The organism is Collinsella sp. AM20-15AC (assembly GCF_003471405.1).
Lineage (GTDB): Bacteria > Actinomycetota > Coriobacteriia > Coriobacteriales > Coriobacteriaceae > Collinsella.
On the sequence record NZ_QRJA01000049.1, the window covers coordinates 1 to 5,139 of the forward strand.

General features: G+C 47.8%; 4 protein-coding genes. 1 reads left to right on the plus strand and 3 read right to left on the minus strand.

Going from position 1 to position 5,139, the window contains the following annotated elements; translation table 11 throughout:
• Nucleotides 1-1,059: 1,059 nt before the first annotated feature.
• Nucleotides 1,060-1,332 (minus strand): hypothetical protein, encoded by a 273-nt coding sequence (locus DW233_RS10200; protein WP_147357158.1) that lies wholly within the window; start codon nucleotides 1,330-1,332, stop codon nucleotides 1,060-1,062.
• 44 nt (nucleotides 1,333-1,376) lie between these two features.
• The gene (locus tag DW233_RS09910) at nucleotides 1,377-2,759 is read right to left on the minus strand and encodes an AIPR family protein (protein ID WP_118268012.1); all 1,383 of its coding nucleotides are present in this window, start codon (nucleotides 2,757-2,759) and stop codon (nucleotides 1,377-1,379) included.
• A 437-nt stretch (nucleotides 2,760-3,196) separates the two neighbouring features.
• Here DW233_RS09910 and DW233_RS10485 point away from each other — a divergent pair, with 437 nt between their 5' ends.
• Nucleotides 3,197-3,391 (plus strand): hypothetical protein, encoded by a 195-nt coding sequence (locus tag DW233_RS10485; protein ID WP_233547985.1) that lies wholly within the window; start codon nucleotides 3,197-3,199, stop codon nucleotides 3,389-3,391.
• A 563-nt stretch (nucleotides 3,392-3,954) separates the two neighbouring features.
• On the opposite strand, the gene DW233_RS09920 is transcribed toward DW233_RS10485, so the two are convergent.
• The gene (locus tag DW233_RS09920; RefSeq protein WP_118268014.1) at nucleotides 3,955-4,536 is read right to left on the minus strand and encodes a hypothetical protein; all 582 of its coding nucleotides are present in this window, start codon (nucleotides 4,534-4,536) and stop codon (nucleotides 3,955-3,957) included.
• Nucleotides 4,537-5,139: the final 603 nt, after the last annotated feature.

Genomic DNA, 5,139 nt, shown 5'->3' on the forward strand with positions numbered 1-5,139 from the left:
TCATAAACCTTTGAACCGGAATCGATCGCATAGCCGTAAAAACGCCAGGCATTGATATAGCTGCCGCCACCGGGGCCTCCGGCCCAGGGAGAATGGCTGTTGTTTGCCGCAACCGCCGCAAGGTTACCGCCACATTTCGACCAAGCGTGGGCGACAAAACCGGTGCAGTTCATACCAGAGTATCCATCCCAACGCCTCTCACCGTTGGGGTAGTCTTAGTCCGCGTAGGCACTTCCCTGTAGGCTTTTCTCTGTATGACGTTTATGAACGTTTAAGGCACCACATAGTCTCGCGCTTAGTCTTTCCCTCAAATAAGCACTCCGAGTATAGCCAAAGATTTGCCAGCCTTCGTACATTCTACTGGCAACATAGCTGTAGCGGATGCGATTTGCCCCCCGGTTAACACCCTATTTCAACCTGCGATAGATCATCCTGCCTCGAGACGTCTCGAGGCTGCTGACCCCGACTTTAAACTACGAATTGTCACGCAACGCAGAAGTATCGAGCAAGTTGGCGCAACGCCCGTTCGGGAACGGGCACGTTAACGTCCCCTGTTCTCAAATCCTTCATCTACGCTATGCCACGTTTGCGATTACCAAGAAATATTCCGCATGATCGGCAGGAATTGAGCACAGTAAGCGCAGAAAACCAAGCAGTTATAACACGAGCTCCGCACCCGAAGACTGGGAACAGGCTTCCCCGGGCGGCCACCTTGACAAGGCGGCCCAGGAAGGATGGAAAAGAAGACCGCGCCCCTAGCACAGAGAAGAAATGCGCTCGACGGAAGAGACAATCGAGGTCTGAGATTGCCCGGGCGCGGCGCTTGAGCCGCAGCACGACGGCGAAGCACGCGTGTACGGAGAACATGTCGCCGATAGCATCACCGCCCAGTATAAGACCAAGCCGGTGTACGAGGGACATGAGGAGTAGATCGGAGAGGGCGTCCTGGACACCGACCCCAGCTCCATTCCTCCCGATTAGCTTTTCCATTTCCTTAGAGTTCTTGATAAACCGTCAAGAAAGACAAAAACTATCTAGTTCACAGCTATAAACCCTCATCTAGGACGCCGTAATACCATTAAAGTCGTTCTCATTGATAGGAAAGCGTTCGATGAATAGTTTTGCAAACTCAGCGCTTTTTGCAACTTTTGCGTCCCCTCCTGCATCATCAAAAATCTGTTTTGAAGCGGCAACGATATCCTCAAGTGCATCAACTGAGGGAGCATTTAAGTTTTTTAAGTAATTTGGAGTAATGTCAAACGAACGGAACTGAACAGCGCAGGTCGCGAGAATAACATAGAAAATCAAATTATTCTGCTCTGCTCTATCCAAATCCGACTTTCGAAGATATTGACGAATAAATAATGATGTTTTACCTAAAGCGAAATATGCTTCAGGAGGTATATCCTCATTGAATATTTTTTATACTTAATGTCATCCGCTAGAATTTGTGCCGGCCTCGCTCTTGCATAGTCCGGCTGTTTCAATAAAACTGCGATTAAGCATTGTCCCAAAAACGGAACCGTAATGATATCCTTCGCTGCAATCCCCTCATTCTTGCATGAGCTCTTCCTTCTTTCATAATGCAAACCATGGCGTTTGAAATACTGTTCTATTTGAAGATGTATGGTTTCAAGAGAACGTAAATATGCTGACGGAATAACGCTTTGATTATTAGTTGCTTGAATAATCTTGGCCCTTACATCCTGATCTGTGATGGAAATACACTTGACCAGAACTTTTCTTGTATCTTTAGAAGCATCGCCCTCTCTGCAGTAATGCCAAATCTCATTTGATGTTTGAAGCCCATTAACAATTCTGGGGTTTATTAACGTTACAGAACAGTCCATATCCCTCTTAACGCTATCGGCAAGTATTGTAATTCCATTATTTAGCCACCAGAAATCGACTTCCATATCATTTCGGAGCGTGTTTTGGATGGCCTTATTCACGGAGTTGTTACCTTGATAGTCACGAATATTAGCTTCGAATAAGGACTTTTCAAGATTTCCATCATTAGAGGTAGCAAATTTATTGAACTCAGGAATAGTTACAGCGAGTATTGCGCTATGACCATCAGGACAAAGAGGGTCTTTATCTGAATGCAAAGATACAACACTATCTGGGGACCGCTGAAACGCGGAAAAGAGCTCTTTGTCGGTTAAAATGTTGACGGCAATATCATGAACAATGGGAGCATTTTTCTGAACAATCGTTTTCAATTCTTCAGACTGTTTAATTAAGTTAGGATGCAATTCCGTAGTAAGAGAAATACCCCAAAAGGTAATATTCACCCTATATTTATTTCTCATAGCTGTTTTCAAAATGCTCAGAATTAGTTCGAAAGCTTGTCTAACCTCTTCGTTATATCTTTGAGGATCGGGATTATCAGTCAATAAATTCGGGAACGAATCTTTCCAATTCTGGATAGACACCTCAGGAAAACCTGTTTGATATTTTGTTTGAATAAAATGTATATCAATTATTGAATTATTAGGAATATCTAGTGAGCTGAAATCCTGACCAGTTATCAAGCATTCATTAGCGAAAATATAAATACCATCATATCCACCGTCATTTCCTTTTCCCACATGTCCCCTCTCAGTCTCGTCATCATCGAGGTCATAACGAGCAAGCAGCTTTTGAGCTGCTATGATTTCAAATGCGACACATTCGTCGAGGCTTTCATCAAAGCGATTTTTTTCAGATTTGATATAGTCTTTTATTGTTTCCTGAGTAAGCGTAAGTCTTTTCGACATTAGAATACCTCTCTGATTTCGTTACTATTTATTGATTAATTTTATCCTTATTTATTTATGCAAAGAAGGTTGATTCTCGACTTCAGCCGAACGTCCCGAACGGATAGCCCCTTCCCGCACTTAACCGAACGGCCCGGTTCACGAAATGGGTGCCGGGGCCGGAGCTTCCCCAGTTGAAGAAACGATGCAGAAGTGTTTCGATGGGTCTCGGGGCCATGCTCCGCCCGCTTTCCGGCACCGCTTCCCAAACTCAGCCGGACGGCCCCGCCCGCCCCATTCGGTTTTCTGGATTGGCCACACTGATATGGACAGTTCCGTGAGGGGCGCGAGAGACGGGAGAGCCGCATGAGGGCCCCAGGCACCCCAGGCATTTCACCGACGAGTTCAAGAGGCAGATAGTCGAGCTCTACAACGTCGGCAAGCCCAAGCGGGAGATCATGGAGGAGTACAATCTCGGTAAGAGCACCGTCGAGCGCTGGGTCAAATCGATCAACGCGGCGGGTTCGCCCCGTGCGGCGGACAACCGCACGCCCAAGCAGATCAGGATCATCGAGCTGGGGCGCGAGAACCGCTGGCTCCGCATGGAGGTCGATGTCTTGAAACAAGCGGCGCTGATAAACGCTCGAGGGTGAGGGCCATAGCGGCCAACGAGCCCGCGCTACCCCATATCAGTGCAGCGCGGGCTCCTCGGCGTCGCGAGGTCGACGTACCACACGATGCGCGGGCGGGTGGACCTCCCCGTGGGGCCCGATCCCGCCGCACCGGAGGTACTGGCCGTGCATTCGGCCAGCCGCGGCCGTTACGGGTCGTGATTCAGGTCGCTGCTCATCCATGATCTCGAGCATGCCTTCGGCGTGCTTGTCAGGGAGGGAGGTCTCGACAGCGAGGCGTACAGGGCGGAGGTCAACGACTCGGTCTACCCGGAGCGGATGGAGATGGTGAACGACCCGTGCTCCTGGCTCAAGCGCTACCTTTGGCGCTTCACGGGGATGTCGCCGCGGAACCTGCAGGCGTATCTCGACTGATACGTCTACCTTTTCCGGGTCAACCTGGCGCGCGACAGATGGGACCCGACTGCAAGGGTGGTGCGCCATATCCTGACGGCCGACACGACTTACCGAAGCTTGGGGTAGGTGCGGCACCACCCGTTATCTAAACTGTTAGAAAGGCGAAAAAGGCATACCAATTCTTACATTTACTTCGTGCCAAGCAGATTATCCTGAAGAAGCTCAAACTGCCCGTTCTCAAACTTTCGCACAATGCAGCCTTCTCCACTTAAATCTACGTCGTCACCAACACGAAGAACCGCATTCCCCAGGTCAGCATTAATCATCTCGTCCTTACCGAAACCATCCAACAATCGATTGAGGTAGCAGCGAACAAGTTCTTCAACTTTATCGCTGAAACACACTTGACTGAAATCGTCGAGTATCACATCTGCAACATTAACGAGATAACTAATTAAAAACGCGTTTGATTCTTCCTGATAGTCATGAAGCAAGCACGTGGTGGGACAGACGCTGTCAAGCATACGAATTAGTTCTGGACATTCAGAATAATAAGAAAACTCAATGTTATTTTGGACTGAATCCCCGAGAGCATATCCATTAACACACGTATCCTTGACACCATTTACGCCAAGAAGCCTGCATTTTAGATTTGCTTCAAATGAGGTGTGACAGTAAGTCAAATCGTTCCTTTTGCCATTAACAAAAGGAACGATAGCCCCACCAATAATCTTGAAGACAATCTTATGATCTCGCAAAAACGTTGACATTGCGTTCTCCGTCGTAAGCAACCGACTAAGATTGAAACTCGGTGGGTTGAAACTTGCATAATTTCCCTCGTCCAAATCCAAACGTCGACATATATGATGGATTAAAACGTAAACGCAACAATCCGAACTGAGAATTCTATCCCGCAATCTAACGAGTAGCGAATCGAAGCTGGACAATAAGGCGTTATTGAATTCAAACCTTCCCATACCGGCGATTTCTACAAGCGAACGAGAAAGAGCCTGACGATCGTCGCTTCTTATAATCATCAACAATCACCACACGGACAACAAATCTAATCCCTGATAGCTTTAGCAAATCATACATGCTATGAATAGGTCAGAGACGACAATGAAGGTGCCAGCTTCGTTTTAATTCAGTCTCCGTAGCACCAGTTGACAACGTGCAGCCATTAAACAATGCTTCAACGCTCCCCGCATAAGGTTCCGCAAAGGCCACCCGATATACAGCACGTTCGTTTAAGCACACGGCAGGCGGAGACAAACAAGGACTTGAAATCGCCCAACAAAAACCCCAATGTTTCGCTTGCATCAGAGGCGGTACCGTCAAGATTCTTTCGCAAATTGATCGAGGCGGCCTCGGCC